Origin of the sequence: Acetomicrobium sp. S15 = DSM 107314 (assembly GCF_016125955.1) — a bacterium.
Classification (GTDB): domain Bacteria; phylum Synergistota; class Synergistia; order Synergistales; family Thermosynergistaceae; genus Thermosynergistes; species Thermosynergistes pyruvativorans.
Window position 1 is genome coordinate 1 of the sequence record NZ_JADEVE010000424.1, and the last position, 354, is coordinate 354.

1 protein-coding gene is annotated in these 354 nt (G+C 48.6%); it reads right to left on the reverse strand.

All coding sequences use genetic code 11. The annotated features are described in order from the left end of the window. Positions 1-335: hypothetical protein (locus EZM41_RS13170; RefSeq protein ID WP_198471688.1), on the reverse strand; the 335-nt coding region annotated here is incomplete at its 3' end. Between the last annotated feature and the right edge of the window lie 19 nt (positions 336-354).

The window sequence follows — 354 nt, forward strand, 5'->3', positions numbered from 1 at the left end:
ACCTCACCTTCTAAAGTTGTTAAAGAAGGAAGATCATTTCCGGCAGCTACCATTTTAAATATTGTCAGCTGGGAACCTAAAAAACTTTTGGGGTCCTGCAAGTCAATATCAACTACCGCCGACAAGGCGCTTTCAACCAGCCCCGATTTTTGCACCTTCTGCCCTGCCATAGCCTGGGTATCTGCCGTAGTAGCCAGCACCGGCATTGTCTCTAGCAAGATGCCGAGGCAATTTGCTTTTTCCACTGCCAGCAAACGATAAGCCTTGTCCATTAAAAGATAAGGGCTGATCTCTCCTCCTCCGCTTTGCAGCCAATGCCCGCCTAAAAAAGACAATTCCCGCCCTCCTAACCAG